We start from the raw sequence: 18,619 nt of genomic DNA, 5'->3' as shown, positions 1-18,619 counted from the left end.
ACTGTGTCTGCTAGTATAGTTTTTTTCTCTATCAACGGGCCGGGCAAGCTTCCATGACCACGACGCAATGGGTGGATATCGTAAAGGATAAGGATTCGCAGGTAGAAACCATCCGGGCGCATTTCGAGGGACACGCTTATGACGCGCACTGGCACGACAGCTATCTGGTGGGCGTCACCGAAGCGGGGGTGCAGCAGTTCCATTCCGGCCGGGTGAGATACCGCAGCACCCCCGGCAAGGTTTTTACCCTGGCGCCGGGGGAGGTGCACGATGGCGATGCGGTGGACCGGGACGGGTTCACCTATCGTATGCTGTATATTCCGCCGGAACTGCTGCGCCGCGAATTGCCGGAGATTTTCGAGAACGCGCCGGATCGGGCGGAGTTCTCCTTCCCGGTTACCCTGTTCCAGGATGATCTATTGGCCGCCGCTACGCTATCGGCTTTCGATGCCCTGCACCGCCAGGATTTCAAAATCGTCAAAGATCATGGGATGCAACATTTGATTTCAGCCTTAACCCGCCGCTATCCCTGGCGTAAAAAAAGGGTCACGGCGGATAATAAAAATCCGGCTCTTCAGCGGGTGCGGGATTATCTGCATGACAGTATAAGTGAAGAAATCGGTTTAACGGAACTGGCCGCGTTGGCGGGTATGGACAGGTTCCGGTTAACCCGTCAATTTCAGCATCGTTACGGTCTGCCGCCCCACGCCTATCTGGTGCAGCTGAGGCTGGTTAAAGCGCGGGCATTATTGGCTAAGGGGATTTTGCCGGCGGACGCGGCCGCCCAGACGGGTTTCGCCGATCAAAGCCATCTGGGGCGCTGGTTTAAACGCGCTTATTATCTTACCCCCGCTGCCTACCGGCGGATCTGCACAATCGTTCCAGACCGGTAAAAACATCTGATCTATGCTCGGAATTCGATTCAGCAGGAGAAAGATCATGAGTTCGATTCCGATAAACGAAACGACGTCCCTTCAACCTGAGCGCTGCGTCATCATTCTTGATGAGGGTTTACCCGCCGGCAAAGCGGTGAATGCCGCAGCGGTCATCGCCTTGACGGTGGGACAACGCCATCCCGCTCTGGTGGGACAACCCCTGATCGACGGCGATCGCTGCGAATATCCAGGACTGATCCCCATCGGAATACCGGTGCTGGCCGCGTCGGCCGACCAGCTGAAAATACTGCTGGAAAGCTGCCGGGCCCAGGATGTGGATAAGGTCATCTTTCCCGTTGAGGGGCAGGAGACTACCCGCTATGATGACTTTACCGCAATGGTGCTGGGGCAGAAAACCGAACAGCTGCAACTGCTGGGGATGGCGATTATCGGTGGTAAAAAAAACGTACGTAAGCTGACCGCGCAGTTCAAACTCTTCGGCTAGTCATGGGCGTGAGGACTGTCCCACTACCTCTTTTAGCAGCTTGAAAATGTCTCGGGGTATATCTTGCGGCAGCGCGCAGCCGGGGGCGAAGATAAACTTATTTCCGCCTGATTCTTGCATTGCGCGCTGATATTGCAGCTGGAGCCGCGCCCTAATGACATCCCGGTTATTCTCCTCCTGGGAAAAATCATGGTGCTGATCGATACCGCCTATGATGATTTTATCGGTCAAGCCGCGTATGGCTTTTATACTGCTCCGCTGCGTGTCCGGTACGCCATAGGGTGCGTCTTCCCAATTAAATGCCTGCACATCGTAATCAAGGCACTCATCGAACAGCAACCGCTTGTTGCCGTGTACATGCAGAATATTGAACCAGGTCCTGCCTTTGATATAGTCCAGAATCCTCTGGTCATAGGGGCGACAGAATTCATGATATTCTTCCCGGCCGATGACCTCGCCGCTGATAAACTGCGAGGCCAGAAAAATACCGTCGATACCCGCCGCCAGCAACCCGTCAAGAAAATTCAACTGAGTTGAGAGCAGGGCTTCAAGGCCCCTGTGCAATGCTTTTTTATGCCGTTGCATAAACTCCCTGGTCAAGCGTGGATCGGTGGAGCTGCTCATTTCCTGAATCCAGGTAAGGGGAGTGAACAGCGTCGCCACAATGGGTACTTTTCCCTGATAATGTTGTACCAGGGCAGCGGTTACCGAAATTTCCCGCGCCAGTGCGCTATTGGTTTTATCCAGTACCGGTAGCGTCAAGAGGTCGCGAGGGCTTTTCACCGGATATGAACGGAAAGTACCCGACCATTGCGTTGGGTCGGTGGAAAACAGGATATCGGCCCCATAGGCCTCGGCCATGTAATGTCCGTTGGACATGACCTTGACGAAATCCCACTCATTCTCATCGGTGAACTGAACGGTCGCCCCGACGAATTCCGGGATAACCCTGTCCACCAACGGCATATGCAACCAACCGGCAATAGGGGTTCTATCAACGGGTTTACCCTGCAAGATACTCTTCAGACGCTCTGCGCTAGTCATTGTTTTACCCGACATTGGCCTTTTATATGCACACAATTAATATGGTTATTATCAAAAGATAATTTATACTTCGTTTAACGGAAAAAATCTGCAAGAATATTCCCTTGATAAAAATTGTTATATTGTTAGCTGGATTTTAGATAATCGACATGCTCTTAAACATGGGTAAATAATAATTAAAATCGTTTACAAATAAACATTACCTAAATATCCCTGCCGAAGGCTTGCTCCGTATCTTATCAATTGAGTATTATTTTCTATTAGGGAGTCAGCCCTATAAACCATAAGGAAGCATAAATGTTTCTATCTAATCACTTTAAAGTAAATATTTTATGCTACTAAAGGTATGGGGTAACATTGAATATAGAATGGATCAAATAATTCAAAAAATAAAGGTTGCCGGAAGTAAAATTGTCAAGACATACCCCGCTTCAACTGACTATTTTCGTTTACAGGATAATTTTTACGACGGGAACGGCGTTTTTTTTAATAAAGATCCTAAAAGAGAGTCCCGTTACGCTATTCCCGATCGAAGCAAGGGCACATTTTATGTCACGGCCGTGCCGGTAACGGCCTGCGCTGAAATGTACAAAGGGGAACGTTTTATCGATCTGGAAGATTTTACTAAAAATTGCATGGCAATCGTCACGGCGGTACGGGATCTGTCGATTATCGATTTAACGGCGCTGGCCCCCTTGCTGCATGTTCCGCTAGGGGAATTGATGGGGGGTAATTACCGTAATACACAAATGCTGGCGGCAATACTGTCAAAGCACGTGGATGGATTGGAATACCTGTCATGCATGACCGGACAATGCTGCACGGTATTCTGGTGCGAGGACTCGTCAGGGGCAGGCCTCATTACCACTAAATCCGTCAAGCGGCTGTCCGACTTTCAGCATGAAGGCGTCAGCGCCAGGGATATGCTGAGAGACCACCTGGACATTCGCATTACCGGATAATGCCGCTGTGGACTATGGCGAGTTCCGCCCGTCGGTATTAGGACTGTATCTGTATAAAATCGGTAGTGGCCCTTGTTCGCCGCTACGCCGCGTCGGGGGTGCCGAAGATGCCCGCCAGCCTGACCAACTGGCGTATTTCCTCTTCCGTGGCGCCTTTGCGCAATGTTTCCAGGGCAGTCGTGGGCTTATCCAGCGCTTTGTCCAGCGTATCAATTTCGCGGGTGAAAAAATTACACTTTCTTACGTTGCTGACGTTTCGCAAGCTGGCTAATATCTCCGGCAACCCTTTCAGCAGGCCTCTCTCGCCGTTATTTTCATCAGTGGAAAATTGAAAAACCGGGTAGAGATTTTCGCTTCCCCAGTTCAGGACGATGATCTTGCTTTGCTCGCCGTATTTATTGACGGTAGGACGGGAGATGCCCAGGATTTCAGCTACCATGCTGGATTTATAGACCCCGCCGTATTTTCCCAGATGAGCAAGAAAAGCATTTCGATTATCAATATATTCTTGATGCTCTATTTTCTCGGGAGTACTCATTTCCACAATTTCGATATGGTTAGCGCGCCCTTTGATTTCGGACCAGAATTGGTCGTCCGGTAGTGTTAATAAAGCATGGATATTGTCCGCGTCTTTATTTCTGAGCACATCGATAAAGTGTTCCGCAAGGTTGGCTAGACGCGCCCTGACCAGTTCGGAGTGGTCAAGGCTAACGGACTGACGGCCAATTTGATGGTTAGTGGTTTTTTTAGCGACTATTCCCATGGGCACCCCAAAACTTTACGATTTATCAAGATTAGTTTACATGAAATCGTAAACTTAGCAAATCCCGTTGCAGCTTAATCCCCCTTTGAAGATGATTTATATAAGATATACCGCTTTGGTATTTTGAAAGCGCTGGTTGGTTTACTAAGTTGTGGTCATAGGCTTCTCTTATGGAAAGATCAGGGTAAAAAATGTCCGCATTTCTAAGACTATCGACACTGGCCGCCGCCATTTTCCTTTTTGGGGCGCAACCCGCCAGCGCGGGTTCAACCCTTGACCGGGTAAATCAATCAAAAGTGCTGCATGATGTGTTGGTTAATGATTACCCTCCCTTTGGTTTTATTGATGAAAATAACCAATTGGCCGGATTTGATGTGGATGTGGCGAAAGCGGTGGCGCAAAAGCTGGGCGTTACGCTGGAACTGACCGCGCCCGGATGGGAAACCATCGTCGGCGGCAAATGGAACGGGCGCTGGGATGTCTGCATCTGTTCAATGACGCCTAATTCCGAGCGGGCCAAAGTCCTCGATTTTCCGGCGCCCTATTACAGCTCCCCGGCGGTACTGGTGGTGAACAGAGATGAAAAGAACATTAAAAGCGCCGCGGATTTGAGTAATAAAAAAGTGGGGGTCGGCATTGGTTCCAGCTATGAGAATTACCTGAATAAAACCTTAGTCATTCCGGGAGCCAAGCCTATTGATTTTCCGTTTAATCATGTCCAAATCATTCCCACGGATGAAACCGTGGCCTTTCAGAACCTGGCGTTAGGCGCCGGCACGCGCCTGGATGCGGTGGTCTCCGATTTGGCAACGGCCAAGGCGCGCATCGCCAAAACCAGTTCTTTCCGTATTGCCGCCGAACTCTATGCCGAACCGAACTGGGTCGCCACCGATAAAGGCGATGCAGAGTGGAATAAAAAGGTCGCCGATACAATCAATGCCTTGCGCGCCGACGGGACCTTGGCAAAAATCTCGCAGCACTGGTTTGGCGAAGATATCACCAGGGCATCGCTGTAATGGCTTTGCCATTCTCTTTGCATCCGAACAAAAACGACGGCGAGGATGAGACGGCGCCCTCACGGCAAACTCCCCCGGCGTCGGTGGCCAAAGGCGGCCTTGGATTCCGGTTGCGTACCGGTCTTACCTGGCTGCTGCTATTGACGCTGCTGCTCTGCCTGTTTTCCCGCATGGGTCTTGATACCGGCCTGATCCGGCAAAAATTGCCGTTTATGCTCGGATTGCACCTTTCGCCGGACGGTTTCATCCAGGGAGCGGCGTTAACCCTGGCGATCACCCTGATTTCCATGCTGTTTTGCATCCTGCTGGGCATTATAGCCTCCGCCGGACGGTTATCCGCCAGCGCCATCGCTTTCGGCTGCGCTACTTTTTACGTCTCGTTATTCCGCGGCACGCCGCTGTTGGTGCAGGTATTGATAATCTATCTGGCGCTGCCCCAGGCGGGCATTGTCCTGGGGGCGTTCAGTTCAGGGATAGTTGCCCTGTCGCTGAATTACGGCGCCTATCTGGCGGAAACCATTCGCAGCGGAGTGATAGGGGTGCCTAACGGACAAAAAGAGGCGGCAATGGCGCTCGGCCTCTCCCGTGGCGTGATTCTGACCCATGTGGTGGCGCCGCAGGCGCTGCGCATCATTTTGCCGCCGGTGGGATCGCTCTTTATTTCGATGCTTAAAGATTCGTCGCTGGTGTCGCTGATGGGATTGTGGGAACTCAATTTCCTGGCCCAATCCTATGGCCGAAGTACCTATCATTATATGGAAATGCTGGCCACCGCGGCGGCCGTCTATTGGCTGATGTCGATTGTCCTGGAGCTTTTTCAGCAGCGGCTGGAACGCCATTTCGGGCAGGGTTATGAACAACAGCATTCGCAACGTTGAGAGGAACGGTATCTGATGAACGCTAGCGCCACAAATCCCACAAATCAAAGCCATGCCCCGAAGCGGGCCGTCACCATTCTTGATGGCGGCATGGGACGATTGCTGGAAAGACTGGGGGCGCCGTTCCGTCTTCCCGAATGGTCGGCGCTGGCGCTTATTGAAGCGCCGGAATATGTCAGCCGCGCCTATCAGGCGTTCGCCGACAGCGGAGCGGATATTATTACCACCAATACCTTCGGACTGGTGCCCCATATGCTGGGGGAGGCTCGGTTTCACGCCCAGGCCCAAACGCTGGCCGACCGGGCGGGACGCCTGGCCCGCGCCGTGGCGGACGGAGCCGCTGACCGACGTTCGGCATCCCCGGTCCGTGTGGCGGGGTCCTTGCCGCCGCTGTTTGAAAGCTATCGGCCGGATAAATTTATCGCCGCCCGCGCCCCCGAGATTCTTGCCCCGCTGGTGCAGGGGTTGGCGCCGCATATTGACTTTTGGCTGATTGAGACACAAAGCTCCACCGCCGAAGCGTTAACCGACCTGGCTTTTATCCGGCAAACCAATTCATTGCCTGTTTATATCTCTTATACCCTGAAGGATGAGGCGGGGCGTATCGGCCCGCCGGAGCTCCGCTCGGGTGAAGGCGTAGGAGAAGCGGTGGCGGCTTCGCTTGCGGCGGGAGCCGATGCCGTTTTGTTTAACTGCAGCCAGCCGGAGGTCATGAGCGAGGCGATCATGGCCGCACGACGGGTGATAGATGCTTCACCGACACCGGCGGCAGGGCTGGGCGTTTATGCCAATGCCTTTTTGCCCGAACCGCCGAGCGATGAGCCTTATGCGGGTATTTCCGGCATACGGCCCGATCTCGATCCGGAAAACTATCTGAAATGGGTCCGCCGCTGGGTTAATCAGGGCGCGACCATAGTGGGCGGTTGTTGCGGTATCGGGCCGGAGCATATTGCCGCCATCCGCAAGGCGCGACTGACGTTCTGACCTTCACGGCAGGGGGGGAGGAGGCTGAGCCGCTGTCACTTCTGCCCGGCCGCCTGGCGCCGCATACATAACCGGCATCAGCGGTTAACGCTGGAATAGCGGGTCTCAACAACGCATAGCCTGGGTTCCATAGAAAGGATAGGCCTGGGTGTCACTTATGCCCTGCCTGCTGAATAATTTGACCAATGAAAAGGCGCTAATATCATTGGAGCCGGATAACGGTGATCAAATTTTTTTCGTATAAATAATAATTATCTCTGTAGAAAAACTAATTACATTGGATGATGGTTTCCACGGGCTTAATTGATATTCGGATAATTACTCAATTCTGGTCGGCAATAGAAACAAATGCTTTTTAATGATATGGTTATCGTTATAATCACCGCTTAAAGCGGCTTTCAATCTCCAATTTGACAATTATCTAATGCAAATAATATTTAATTTTTTAACATTTTTGAATGATATATTATATACCATCCGTGTCATCCTAAATGATAATAAATAAAGAGAACAGGTTATGCTTAAAAATAAAAGCGTCAGTGATGAAGTTTATGATATTCTCAAAAAGGAGATCATATACAATCAATTGCAACCGGGAGAGCATCTTATCGTCAGCGCCCTAAGTGTAAAATTCGGTATCAGCGGCATTCCTATCAGGGAGGCCTTAGTAAGGCTGACCGCTGAAAAATTATTGATATTAGAGCATAATAAAGGCTTCAGAGTGGCCGCAAAGCCCTGTAATAATGATATTTATCAGTGGCATGAGGCTCGCGTGCTCATTGAATCCTCTATTGCGGATGCGGTAATCGAAAAAATAACGCGAGATGAATTGGGTGAATTAAAACGCTTGAATCATGATATTCGTACCCATGGTCATGACGGGGTTTATGATAATTACAGCGATCTTATTTCCATGAATGCTGAGTTTCATAAAGTCATCGTCAACGCGGCGGGAAATAGCTTGATAAACGATATGTATACAGTACTCGATTTTGGTCCGCAGCTTTTTTTATTTCACGAAGGACAGGGAGTGCCGGACCTCGATATTCTGTGCGATGAGCATGACGAAATAATTTCAGCTATCGAGGAGAAAAATCCGGTTCTTTATAGCGAAAAAACCAGATTGCATATTATTCGCGGCTTCAAAAGACAGATCGCCAGCCGTAAAGATGAATAAATAGCCGTATCAAGTCTGGTTGATCATAATTCTAATAATATAAAAATTCGACCGTTCAGGGAGCACCTGACGCAGTGTTGTGGTTAATAGATTAATCCAACGGCGTTAGTGACAGGGAGCTAATATGTATTTGTTTTAATCCTATTATTGCCTTGCAGTGGGATCATACCGCTGAAATCCTACTTACTACAACCCCTTAGGCAAGAAGGGCGTAGGAGCCGCCTTTACGTGTAATTATGCAAAGATATGTTTCCCGAGGGTGGGTATTAAAATTATCCCTTTAGGCTATATTGAAGCGACTTTGGTCGTTATCAGCCATTAGGCATTGGTTATTAATCGCTATCTATAAAATTAATATGTCTAATTGGTTGCATGATTATCATTACATTATACGCCAATCTGCCCTGCCATTGATTTTTGCCAATATGCTTTGGGTCGCGCAAGTTGTCATTCTTCCTCTTGCCGAGATCCTATACGGGAGTTCAAAGGAAAATACACATGAAACGGAAAGGCATCATTCTCGCTGGCGGAGCGGGTACCCGTTTGCATCCCGCAACATTGGCCATTTCAAAGCAACTGCTGCCCGTATTTGATAAGCCGATGATATATTACCCGTTAAGCACACTTATGCTTGCGGGTATTAAAGATATTCTCATCATTTCCACCGAGCTGGATACGCCGCGTTTCAAACAATTGCTGGGCAGCGGAGAACAATGGGGCATAAGGCTGAGTTATCAGGTACAGCCGACCCCCAATGGGGTGGCGCAGGCGTTTATCCTGGGAGAGAAATTTCTCAATGGCGATCCCTGTGCTCTTATTCTTGGGGACAATATCTTTCATGGCAACGACCTGCCTCATTTATTGAAAAATGCGACCTATTGTGAGAGCGGCGCCAGCATCTTTGTTTATCATGTCCAGGATCCTGAGCGTTATGGCGTCGCGAAGCTGAGCGCGGATGGTAGGGTTATCAGCCTTGAGGAAAAGCCCGCCGATCCCAAGTCAAACAGCGCCGTCACAGGACTTTATTTTTACGATAAAGATGTGTGTGAATTGACCAGGACATTGAAACTCTCTTCACGGGGCGAACTTGAGATAACCGATTTAAACCGGCTTTATCTAGAAAAAAATGCCCTTAGGGTACAGGTCATGGGGCGAGGATATACCTGGCTGGATGCCGGTACCCATAAATCCTTATTGGATGCCAGTCAATTCATTGCCACTTTGGAAAGCCGGCAGGGTCTGAAAGTATCATGCCCGGAAGAAATTGCTTATAAACAACAATGGATCGACGATCAACAACTCGCGAAGCTGGCCCGGCCATTGATGAAAAACGGCTACGGGCAATATCTGCATTTTTTGCTCAAAGAGAATACCCAATGAAACCCTCAAAGCTACCCATTCCTGATGTATTACTTTTTGAACCTCAAGTCTTTAAAGATGAACGAGGTTATTTCTATGAAAGCTTTCAGCTTAAAGCCTTTCAACAGGCGGTCAATCGCGAAATACATTTCGTTCAGAGTAACGAATCATTTTCTAAAAGAAACGTGATACGTGGTTTGCATTATCAGGTGAGTAAACCGCAGGGGAAATTAGTACGGGTGGTTAAAGGGACCGTATTTGATGTTGCCGTTGATCTACGAAAAAATTCGCCTACCTTCGGCCAGTGGGCAGGGGCGCTATTATCTGACGAAAATTTTCATCAGCTCTGGATACCGGAGGGTTTCGCCCATGGTTTCCTGGTGATATCCGATAGTGCAAAATTACAATATATGGTGACCGATTATTGGTATCCGCAATACGATCGCTGTATACGCTTTGACGATCCGGATATTGATATCAAATGGCAGGATATGGCTCACACTGATATTGACCCCATCATCTCTTTTAAAGATCAGGCCGGGGATTCCTTGGCCGGTGCGGAGGTTTTTTAACAATGTCTGATAAAATATTCATTACCGGCGGCACCGGCATGCTCGGTGTCTATGTTGCCAATGCGTTGAGTGATACCCATTGCGAAATAGTGGTTGCTGACCGCCACCGCTTTGATCTGTCGAATCCCAAGTGTATTTATTCCTTTATCAGGGAAGCGAGGCCGAATGTCATTTTGCATTTTGCCGCTGAAACCGATGTGGATTTATGTGAAAGAGAACCGGCACGGGCCGGTATATGCAATCATCTGGCAACGGAACAAATTGCCAAGGCGGCTGAAGCCTGCGGCGCATGGTTACTGTATATTTCTTCTTCAAACGTTTTCGGCGCGGAAGGCAAAATCAGCTATAACGAACTGGATATTCCCATTCCCACAAATTATTACGGCCGCTCAAAGTTAAACGGCGAAGAAGCGGTGAAAGCCAATTGCCCCGAGCGGCACCTGATTCTTCGTGCCGGCTGGATGATAGGCGGCGGGCCGGGGAAAGATCATAAATTTGTCGGCAAGATCATTCAGCAAATAAAAAATGGAGCGGCAGAGTTGAAAGCGGTGAGCGATCGGTTGGGGAGTATTACCTACGCCGTTCAGTTAAGCGAATTTATCCTGTGGGCAATTAATCAGCGCCAAACCGGCACCTTTCATTTCGCCAGCAATGGAACCATCAGCCGCTTCGATATCGCGCGCGCCATTGGCGATCTTTTGAACTATCGGGGGGATATTGTTCCCGTTCAGTCTTCCATGTTCCCACTGTCGGCCCCTCGGCCTTTTTCTGAAGGTATTAAATCCCTTTATTTATCCACATTGGACGAGTCGATTAATCCCGGTTACTGGAAAGATGATCTCGCAAGATATATTGCTACTTTCCAAGGCTAATAACATAATCATGAATGATAAAATCAAACTTTTTATGCAATACGCCAAGGAATTTGGCTGGGGTAACGCCGTTATTTTCGCCTTATTCAAGCAGTTTCCCCGTTTTTTTGTGTTATTACACCAAAAGGTCAATGCCGGCCATCACTGCGTCTGGCCCGGTATGACAAACCTGGATCCGGAAATGACTTATGGCACGGTGCTTGATTATAAGCCCTGGACTGAATACGGCGGTACCGTGGTTCCGGTTGCCAATAAAGACCCGCGGCCGACATTCATCTGGTTTGTGCCGGATTGGACGAATGTTTGGGGCGGAGGTCATTATACCTTATTTCGTTTTGCCAATCATTTCGCCAGGTTTGACACTCGGAATATTATTTTTATCCATGATAATCGCCGGCATCACTCGGTAAAACATTTGCAAGAGGAGCTTATGTCGGCGCTGCCGGATTGCCAGTTAGAGGTTATGATCGATCCGGCTTTATTGCCTTCCTGCACCGCCGCCATCGCCACCACCTGGCAGTCCGCCTATGACGTAAGGGCCTTCGAGTTTACCAATAAAAAATTTTATTTTATGCAGGATTACGAGAGCCTTTTTTACGCTTACGGCACGACATCCATGCAGGCAAACGCCACCTACGGTTTTGGTTTTATCGGTATTACCGGCGGCGGTTGGCTGAAACAGTGCTATGAATCCCATGGCGGCCGGGCGCGGAACTTTCTTTTTGCCGCGGATCGCCAAATTTTCCACCCTCCGCGCGTGAAGGACTACCGCGTACGCGAGAAGGTGTCGCGGCTGTTTTTTTACGGCCGGCCCTCTACGGAGCGCCGCTGCTTTGATTTGGGAATGGCCGCGCTGAAAAAAATCGCTGAACGGTTTCCTGACGTTGAAATTGTGATCGCGGGGCTGGATTTACAGGCCCGACCCCCCTTTCCGGCGACGCTGATGGGCAATTTGACGCTTAAGGAGACCGGCGATCTTTACCGTACCTGTGATATCGGCATGGCCTTTTCCGGGACCAATCTTTCCTATTTGCCCGTTGAGTTAATGGCTTCCGGGGTGCCGGTCATTTGCAACAACGGCCCGCATGTGGAGTGGCACTGCCGGCACGGGATAAATGCCTGCCTGGCGGATCCCGTACCACAGGCGATGCTGGAGGCGTTCAGCGCGCTTTATCATGACCGTTCGCTGCGACAGCGACTGGCCGACGGCGGCCTCGCCACCATGGCGCCGTTATCATGGGAGCAGCAAATGGACGGCATCTACCGGTACGTAATGGAAAATCTGGATTCAGCGGTAATGACCCCAAGGGAGGAGCCGGTATCCTGACCGGTTGAACGGATCGGTGCCGGGGGATGTTGACATAAAGGCCCGGCCTGTCCGGGCCTGGCGCTTTGTCAGCAAGCGGCCCTGCCGTGCGGATCATGTTCTTCTGTCAGGGGTAAAGATGCCCTGCACGCCTTTAACGCCGTGGGCCAAACCGAGGAGCATCATTTTCAGACGCAATAACCTCGGCTTGCCGGCGATGAGGCAAAAGGTAAAGAACATCGCCAGGCGGTAGCAATGGGCGAGACGCCAGGAGGCGCTCATGGGGGTATGGTAAATCATCCTGATGGTATTTCTGAACGTATAATAATTTCTCAGCGGGTTATGCTGCGGGACCTCGCGCCAGCGGGCAAACCATATTTTGATGACGGTCTCGCCGAGGCAATGGCTTAACAGCGCTTTCTTCGAACCAAAAAGACGATAGCCCTTATGGGTCGCCCGAAAGCACCATTCCGTATCGACATGATCGATAAAATAGCCGTCGTTCAACAGGCCGGTATCTTTGAAAACGGCGGTGCGGATCAGGGTTCCGGATGAAATGAGAAAATCGGTCTCGATATGCTCTTCCCGCGGAGGGGGAGTGCAGCGGTGAATCAGCATCCCCCGTTTGCGCACGAACCCGGCCCGGGTGGAAGTCCGCCGGTCGACCGCCGTGGCGCCAACGGCTCCCACCTTGATGCCGCGCGCCAGCAGACCGGACTCCACCATCAATAATTGCCGAACCATATCGGCGGCGGGGATGCTGTCTTGATCTAGCAGCAGCGTATGGGTACATCCCCACGCACGGGACAGGGTGATACCGCGATTTTGGCCGGCGGCGATGCCTTGGTTATCTTCATGCAGGAGAAGATGCCGATGCGCTGAAACCCGGACGATTTCACCCAGCGCGGCGCGGCAACATGCCGCAGACCCGTTATCGACGATGATGACTTCCTGCACCTGTCCGCTTATGGCGGCTATTACGTCGGCAAATAGCGGTAAATCAGGCTCATAGGTGACGATAACCGCACAAATACGGTACGATGCCGCGGTCATGGCAAAGCCTCTTTTCCCTGATACTGTTTTTCAACCCAGCGCAGATAGCTACCGCTGGTGACATTCTCCACCCAGGACCGGTGCTCCAGATACCAGCGCACCGTTTTATCCATTCCCGTCTCGAAGGTTTCCACCGGTTTCCAGCCCAATCGGTTTTCAAGCTTGGAGGCATTCAGCGCATACCGGCGATCGTGCCCCGGTCTATCCTGTATATGGGCGATTTGCCCGGCATAGGATTTCCCCCTGGCCGGAGGGCATAACCGATCCAGGATCAGGCACAAAGTCTGCACGACCTCGATATTGGTTTTTTCATTCCAACCGCCGATATTATAGGTTTGCCCCACTTCGCCGGCCGCCAGTACGCAGCGAAGGGCGGCGCAGTGATCCTTCACATATAACCAGTCTCTTACCTGCCGGCCGTCGCCATACAGGGGCAGGGTTTTGCCCGTTAATGCGTTATGGATAATCAGCGGAATCAATTTTTCCGGGAATTGGTACGGACCATAATTGTTGGAACAGTGGGTGGTTATCACCGGCAGGCCGTAGGTATGGAAATAGCTGCGCACCAGATGATCGCTTGCGGCCTTGCTGGCGGAATAGGGGCTGTTGGGCTCGTATCTGTCCGTTTCGCGAAAAGCCGGCGCTACGTTGTCCAGGGAGCCATAGACTTCATCCGTTGAGACATGTAAAAAGCGAAAGCCGGCTTTCAAGGCGTCGCCGCCGGACATCCAGTATTTCCGCACCGCCTCCAGCAAATGAAAAGTGCCTACCACATTGGTTTGAATAAAATCGCCGGGATTTAAAATAGATCGATCGACATGGCTTTCCGCCGCGAAATGGATTACGCAGCGCGGCCGGAATTTTTCCAGCAGGCTGGCCAATAGCAATGCGTCACCGATATCCCCTTGAACCAAGGTATGGCGGGGATCGTGAATCAGCGTCGCCAGATTTCCCCTGTTTCCAGCATAGGTCAGCTTATCCAGGTTAATCACCGGCTCATTCGATAACGCTAACCAATCCAGTACAAAATTACTGCCGATAAACCCGGCGCCGCCGGTTACCATTATGCTCATATCTTCAAACCTTTTTAAAAATAGCGGCAAATATCAAACCCAGATTTCCAAGCCACGTTTGCCGGTAAATACCTGTCTGCTTGAGGACCACCAGCCTCGGCAATAGCCAAATGCCGCGGGCCACCATAAATTGGTGTAATAGTCGGGCATTTTCCCGATTCAAATGTTTGCTGATATGCTGTAAGGCTAATATATTACAATCAATCCATTTTCTGAATTCACCCCGCCATAGCCGGCGAATCCGCGTCATGTTATTGCGCCAGCCTGTATTGGTACCCACTAAATTATTCGAATGCTGACGGTAACGCACCGATGGATATTCATCATAAATAGCGCAGCCGCCGCAGCCGGTGACAACCATATAGGTCCACCAATCATGGGAAATAACGGTCACTCGCCCGGCCTCAAGCAGAAGCTCCCGGGCCGACTGATTAAATATCATGGTATTTCCGCCGCCAAGACTTTGCGTTAAGGCATTGGCAAAGCTCGGCTGCTTGGTAAATAAGGGAGATAAGCCCAGCTCACGGTCGAACTCGTCGATTAATCTTGTCCTCGAACAATACATGGCGGGTAACCCTTGCCCATTTTTGCGCAAAATATCAAGGGCGCGGCTGAGCTTATCCGCCTCCCATATATCGTCCTGATCGGCATAGGCATAATAATCCGCTTTGATGGCCGGATTGCATACCAGGGACATAAAGTTTTCGGCAAATCCTCTTTGCGGACCCGCCAACAGCACCAGCCGTTTCGCCCCCCATTTTTGCCGGAAGGCAGAGATGATGGACAAACTCTCATCGCGGGAACCATCATCGGAGATCCAGATCGACCACTCCTGCCAGCTTTGCGCCGCGATGGAATCCAATTGCCTTGCCAAAAATCGTTGGGCATTATAAGTACCCATCAAAATGGCAACCTTAAGTGTTAATCGATCTTGCTGGTACACCATATCCATCAATGCTCCTGTTTGATATTTCTTTGAGTATGTTTGAGTCATTGATCCATAAAGTTATAATCGAAGGTGGAATAATGATGAAACAAAGCGCTTAGATGGAAATATCGTCATGTACGATGAAGGGAATATATCAGTTGGTTATGTTAGTTCAAGAAGTCAGGGTTGCGAGGGCATTAATACGTTATTTCTACTTTATGTGTTAAATATGTTATTAACAGTAATTTAGTTATTTTGTATCTTCCAGAAGTGAAGCAGATGTCTAAGAGGCTTTTCCAGGTTAATAGGCAAAAAGTAAATAACATCCTGCCCAAAGTAAACCCTGGTGTTTTTTATTAAACTGGCGTTACACTCTCTCCGGAAGGGAACCGTTTTGAATTTATTTTCTTTCCGCCATGGAAAAGCAATGCATTTCATGATTCATGCCAGACTATAACTATGACTGGAAATAGATATCTCATGTAGGATTAGCTGCGGCAATGTATTTTGCAATAAATGATTTAATAAAAAGCGTTCGCCATCTGCCGCTCGTTTCTCATTTGGCCTATAGCGATACCAAAGCGCGGTACAAGAGAAGCATGCTCGGGCCGCTCTGGCTGACGCTGGGAGCGGCGATTGGCGTCGTGGGCCTGGGCCTGGTCTGGAGCCAGCTGCTGCATCAGGATCGCAGCCAGTTTATTCCTTCGTTAACCGTGGGATTGCTGCTGTGGCAATTTATCTCCGGGACCGTCACCGAGAGTACCGGCGTTTTTGTTCGTCAGTCGCAGATTATCCGCAACTTGCAGTTGCCTTTTTTTATCCACCCCATTCAGCTGATTGCCCGTCAATGTATTTCTCTTGGCCATAATCTACTGGTGCTGGTAGGTGTTTTGATGGTTTATCCTCAATCATTGAGCTGGGTAAATTTATTGAGCGTCATCGGTTTCGGCCTGGTGGTGCTTAATCTGTTATGGATCTCGGTATTGCTTGGCCTTATCGGTGCCCGCTTTCGTGATGTGGAGCAGATAGTGCAATCCCTGATGCCCATTGTGTTCTTCCTGACCCCCGTCATTTACAAGGCCGGTCATGGGGGTGTCAGCCAGGCCATTATCTGGCTGAATCCCTTTACCTATTTTGTCACGTTGGTGCGCGATCCGATATTTGGCACTGTCCCCGCCGGTTTTGTTTACCAAACGGTAATTATCATGGCCATAGGGGGCTGGACGGCGACGCTGCTGTTTTTCAACCGCCATGCTCCCCGTCTGGCATTTTGGATATAACCATGGCGGCCCTTATTTTTGATGATGTCACGGTGACCTATCCCATTTATAACGCCCATTCGCAATCGTTGCGCAATCAATTGGTCAGGATCGGCTCAGGAGGATGCATTGGCAGCAGCGGCAACGCCATCGTGACCGTCACTGCCCTGGATCATGTCAGTTTTGCTTTAGGCAACGGGGACGCCGTCGGACTGATCGGGCATAACGGCGCCGGCAAAAGTACCTTATTGCGTACCATGGCCGGGATATACGGCGCCACCTCGGGAAGCATCATCCGGACAGGGTCGGTCTCCACGGTTTTTGAACTGGGCGCCGGTATGGACCCTGAACTCTCGGGTTACGAAAATATCATGCGCATGCTGTTGCTGATGGGGCATTCCGTTTCGGCGGCCAAGGCAAAAATACCCGATATCGAAGATTTCAGCGAGTTAGGCGATTTCCTGGTCCTGCCGGTGCGGACCTATTCTTCAGGCATGACAATGCGGCTAATGTTCTCGGTAGCGACATCCGTCAGGCCGGAAATCCTGCTGATTGACGAAATGTTCGCTACCGGCGACGCTTCCTTCCAGAAAAAGGCGGAGACGCGGATGCACGATTGGATTGCCGGGACGGATATATTTGTATTTGCGTCCCACGATCATAATTTAATCAGACGGTTATGCAACCGCGTTTTCCGACTGGATCATGGCACTATCGAGGAAGACGATATCAGGCATATCGGAGCCGGTTGAAAAGTGCTTCGGCAGGGATGGCTTAAGCAAGAGGGGCGTGACGTACAGTCTCTCGTTGATCTACACTCTGGCGACATTCCACCGTACTGACCGCGTAATGTCGCTTTGGATAGAACCATGGTCCAATCTCCACCCGCCATGCTGGATATCGCCACGTTCATCGTGGTGGCGCAGAACGCCAGCTTTACCCGCGCGGCCGAACAGCTGGGCACCAGTAAATCAAACGTCGGCAAGGCGGTGCAGCGTCTGGAGCGCCGGCTCGGCACCAGTCTGTTCCAGCGCACTACCCGGGTAGTCCGTCTGACGGAAGATGGGGAAATCTATCTGCAAGCGGCGCGGACCGCGCTGGAAGGGTTAAGCGAGGCGGAAGTATTGCTGGCGGCGCGCCATGAAGATCCCGCCGGGCGGGTGCGTCTGAATGTTCCGGTGGGTCTGGGCAGGCTGTTATTACCCACCTTTACCGTCATCCAAAAACGCTACCCGAAAATTACCCTGGAGTTCACCCTGGACGATCGCCATGTGGACGCCGTGGGGGAAGGATGGGATATCGTGGTTCGCATCGGGCATCTTCCCGCCGAGGGCGAGATGACCGTGCGCAAGCTTTGCGATCTCCGTCTCGGATTGTATGCGTCAGCCGCTTATTTGGCAGAGCGCGACCCCATCATGTCAGTGAAGCAGTTGTGCAACCAGCAAGCTATCATGTTTCGCACCATCTCTGGCCGCCTGCGCCCATGGACCCTATGGGACGGTGGTCAAACAATGGACCTTTCCCCTGATCCCGCGATGATTCTGTCCGATGGCGGGGCGATGGTTGATGCCGCCATCAACGGCCTGGGCATTGCCCAGCTGTTCAACAGGGTTGCCCAACCCTATGTTCTCTCCGGGGCACTGCATCACGTTCTGCCTGCAGCCGACGTCGAGGGTGCGCCGGTGCATGCCCTGATTCCCGTTGGCCACCGTATGCCGCCCAAAACGCGGGTCATCCTCGATCATCTTGCCGACGTTCTCCGCTTGCCCTTAGCCCGATAAACCGTTGGCGTTGCTCTGCTTTACTCCCTTCCCGGCAATGGCTGATATATCCGCGTGGTCGTAAAACCAGCGAAAAAGATTCCTGCATCACATTGTCGATAGTAAAACGGCGGCTGTTCTTGACGCTGACTTCAATATCTCTTATATCTCGCAGTGATGTCTGTAGTAAATAAATATTTTCTGCTATGTGGAAATTATTGACTACTTTTCAG

19 protein-coding genes are annotated in these 18,619 nt (G+C 50.8%); 14 read left to right on the top strand and 5 right to left on the bottom strand.

The annotated features are described in order from the left end of the window. Nucleotides 1-53 precede the first annotated feature (53 nt). Nucleotides 54-893, top strand: a complete 840-nt coding sequence (locus ACL2XJ_RS07475; protein ID WP_413726124.1) for an AraC family ligand binding domain-containing protein — start codon at nucleotides 54-56, stop codon at nucleotides 891-893. Between the two features lie 46 nt (nucleotides 894-939). Further along, nucleotides 940-1,380 (top strand): DUF2000 domain-containing protein, encoded by a 441-nt coding sequence (locus ACL2XJ_RS07470; RefSeq protein WP_413726123.1) that lies wholly within the window; start codon nucleotides 940-942, stop codon nucleotides 1,378-1,380. Here ACL2XJ_RS07470 and ACL2XJ_RS07465 read toward each other — a convergent pair whose 3' ends face one another. Continuing rightward, nucleotides 1,381-2,424 carry a uroporphyrinogen decarboxylase family protein gene (locus tag ACL2XJ_RS07465; protein ID WP_413726122.1) on the bottom strand — a complete coding sequence of 348 codons (1,044 nt, stop codon included), beginning with the start codon at nucleotides 2,422-2,424 and terminating at the stop codon, nucleotides 1,381-1,383. Between the two features lie 368 nt (nucleotides 2,425-2,792). Here ACL2XJ_RS07465 and ACL2XJ_RS07460 point away from each other — a divergent pair, with 368 nt between their 5' ends. Then, nucleotides 2,793-3,386: an RES domain-containing protein gene (locus ACL2XJ_RS07460; RefSeq protein WP_165934197.1), complete on the top strand. Its 594-nt coding sequence runs from the start codon at nucleotides 2,793-2,795 to the stop codon at nucleotides 3,384-3,386. 82 nt (nucleotides 3,387-3,468) lie between these two features. Here ACL2XJ_RS07460 and ACL2XJ_RS07455 read toward each other — a convergent pair whose 3' ends face one another. Further along, nucleotides 3,469-4,149, bottom strand: a complete 681-nt coding sequence (locus ACL2XJ_RS07455; RefSeq protein ID WP_413726121.1) for a hypothetical protein — start codon at nucleotides 4,147-4,149, stop codon at nucleotides 3,469-3,471. A 191-nt stretch (nucleotides 4,150-4,340) separates the two neighbouring features. On the opposite strand from ACL2XJ_RS07455, the gene ACL2XJ_RS07450 reads away from it, so the two are divergent. The 8 genes from ACL2XJ_RS07450 to ACL2XJ_RS07415 all read left to right on the top strand — a co-directional run bounded on the left by ACL2XJ_RS07450 (nucleotide 4,341) and on the right by ACL2XJ_RS07415 (nucleotide 12,334). After that, the gene (locus tag ACL2XJ_RS07450; RefSeq protein ID WP_413726120.1) at nucleotides 4,341-5,165 is read left to right on the top strand and encodes a transporter substrate-binding domain-containing protein; all 825 of its coding nucleotides are present in this window, start codon (nucleotides 4,341-4,343) and stop codon (nucleotides 5,163-5,165) included. Then, entirely contained in the window at nucleotides 5,165-6,043 is an 879-nt protein-coding gene (locus ACL2XJ_RS07445) for an amino acid ABC transporter permease (protein WP_413726119.1), read from the top strand. The genes ACL2XJ_RS07450 and ACL2XJ_RS07445 overlap by 1 nt, the downstream gene beginning before the upstream one ends. A 15-nt stretch (nucleotides 6,044-6,058) precedes the next feature. Further along, nucleotides 6,059-7,027 (top strand): homocysteine S-methyltransferase family protein, encoded by a 969-nt coding sequence (locus ACL2XJ_RS07440; RefSeq protein ID WP_413726118.1) that lies wholly within the window; start codon nucleotides 6,059-6,061, stop codon nucleotides 7,025-7,027. Nucleotides 7,028-7,544: 517 nt separating this feature from the next. Next, nucleotides 7,545-8,204, top strand: coding sequence for a GntR family transcriptional regulator (locus tag ACL2XJ_RS07435; protein WP_413726117.1), 660 nt, complete (start codon nucleotides 7,545-7,547; stop codon nucleotides 8,202-8,204). A gap of 498 nt (nucleotides 8,205-8,702) precedes the next feature. After that, nucleotides 8,703-9,584, top strand: a complete 882-nt coding sequence (gene rfbA, locus ACL2XJ_RS07430; protein WP_413726116.1) for a glucose-1-phosphate thymidylyltransferase RfbA — start codon at nucleotides 8,703-8,705, stop codon at nucleotides 9,582-9,584. Continuing rightward, nucleotides 9,581-10,135: a dTDP-4-dehydrorhamnose 3,5-epimerase gene (gene rfbC / locus ACL2XJ_RS07425; protein ID WP_132924202.1), complete on the top strand. Its 555-nt coding sequence runs from the start codon at nucleotides 9,581-9,583 to the stop codon at nucleotides 10,133-10,135. Before rfbA ends, rfbC begins: the two co-directional genes overlap by 4 nt. 2 nt (nucleotides 10,136-10,137) lie before the next feature. Further along, nucleotides 10,138-11,007, top strand: coding sequence for an SDR family oxidoreductase (locus ACL2XJ_RS07420; protein WP_413726115.1), 870 nt, complete (start codon nucleotides 10,138-10,140; stop codon nucleotides 11,005-11,007). Nucleotides 11,008-11,017: 10 nt separating this feature from the next. Beyond that, a complete protein-coding gene (locus tag ACL2XJ_RS07415; RefSeq protein WP_413726114.1) occupies nucleotides 11,018-12,334 on the top strand; it encodes a glycosyltransferase family 4 protein in 1,317 nt (438 codons plus the stop codon). Nucleotides 12,335-12,427: 93 nt separating this feature from the next. Here ACL2XJ_RS07415 and ACL2XJ_RS07410 read toward each other — a convergent pair whose 3' ends face one another. From ACL2XJ_RS07410 to ACL2XJ_RS07400, 3 genes are read right to left on the bottom strand one after another with little or no spacing between them, the layout of a single operon-like run. After that, nucleotides 12,428-13,366 (bottom strand): rhamnosyltransferase, encoded by a 939-nt coding sequence (locus tag ACL2XJ_RS07410; RefSeq protein ID WP_413726113.1) that lies wholly within the window; start codon nucleotides 13,364-13,366, stop codon nucleotides 12,428-12,430. Beyond that, the gene (gene rfbB, locus ACL2XJ_RS07405) at nucleotides 13,363-14,439 is read right to left on the bottom strand and encodes a dTDP-glucose 4,6-dehydratase (protein ID WP_413726112.1); all 1,077 of its coding nucleotides are present in this window, start codon (nucleotides 14,437-14,439) and stop codon (nucleotides 13,363-13,365) included. Before rfbB ends, ACL2XJ_RS07410 begins: the two co-directional genes overlap by 4 nt. Before the next feature lie 4 nt (nucleotides 14,440-14,443). Further along, nucleotides 14,444-15,340, bottom strand: a complete 897-nt coding sequence (locus tag ACL2XJ_RS07400; protein ID WP_413726111.1) for a glycosyltransferase family 2 protein — start codon at nucleotides 15,338-15,340, stop codon at nucleotides 14,444-14,446. Between the two features lie 527 nt (nucleotides 15,341-15,867). Between ACL2XJ_RS07400 and ACL2XJ_RS07395 the strand changes: the two genes are divergently transcribed. The 3 genes from ACL2XJ_RS07395 to ACL2XJ_RS07385 all read left to right on the top strand — a co-directional run bounded on the left by ACL2XJ_RS07395 (nucleotide 15,868) and on the right by ACL2XJ_RS07385 (nucleotide 18,407). After that, nucleotides 15,868-16,647 carry an ABC transporter permease gene (locus ACL2XJ_RS07395; RefSeq protein ID WP_413726110.1) on the top strand — a complete coding sequence of 260 codons (780 nt, stop codon included), beginning with the start codon at nucleotides 15,868-15,870 and terminating at the stop codon, nucleotides 16,645-16,647. A 2-nt stretch (nucleotides 16,648-16,649) separates the two neighbouring features. Next, nucleotides 16,650-17,378: an ABC transporter ATP-binding protein gene (locus ACL2XJ_RS07390; RefSeq protein ID WP_413726109.1), complete on the top strand. Its 729-nt coding sequence runs from the start codon at nucleotides 16,650-16,652 to the stop codon at nucleotides 17,376-17,378. 117 nt (nucleotides 17,379-17,495) lie between these two features. Beyond that, nucleotides 17,496-18,407, top strand: a complete 912-nt coding sequence (locus tag ACL2XJ_RS07385; RefSeq protein ID WP_132924210.1) for a LysR family transcriptional regulator — start codon at nucleotides 17,496-17,498, stop codon at nucleotides 18,405-18,407. The last annotated feature ends 212 nt before the right edge of the window (nucleotides 18,408-18,619 follow it).

The sequence above is a fragment of the Sodalis sp. RH16 genome (assembly GCF_047324245.1).
GTDB lineage: Bacteria > Pseudomonadota > Gammaproteobacteria > Enterobacterales > Enterobacteriaceae > Acerihabitans > Acerihabitans ligni.
The sequence above is the reverse complement of the archived record's forward strand: the minus strand, read 5'-3'. Positions and strand labels throughout refer to the sequence as shown.